The organism is Mesorhizobium sp. M4B.F.Ca.ET.143.01.1.1 (assembly GCF_004792275.1).
Classification (GTDB): domain Bacteria; phylum Pseudomonadota; class Alphaproteobacteria; order Rhizobiales; family Rhizobiaceae; genus Mesorhizobium; species Mesorhizobium abyssinicae.
Map to the genome: position 1 here is coordinate 1 of NZ_SRSR01000404.1, position 278 is coordinate 278.

1 pseudogene is annotated in these 278 nt (G+C 64.7%); it reads left to right on the forward strand.

From position 1 onward, the window contains the following. Positions 1–278, forward strand: a pseudogene (locus tag EN786_RS39230) (hypothetical protein); the annotation flags it as partial.

Here is a 278-nt window from a genome sequence, read left to right on the forward strand (position 1 = left end):
ATTTCGGCGTCAACGATACCGAGAAGGCACGCGTCAACGACATCTTTTCGGTGCGCGAGACGGCAAGCCACATGGTCGACGCCATCGAGGGCCGGGCACGCGCCTTCGTGCAGGTGCAGAATGGCTGCGACCATCGCAGCTATGAAGCGGCTTACCGTGCCTCCGGCCTCAGCGGCTTCGACCGTGGTTCAGATTTGGCGCGCTCACCGCAACGGCCGCTCGATATGGGTGAAGCGCGGCCGGCGCGAAACGGCTTCGCCGAGAACGAGCAAGCGGCC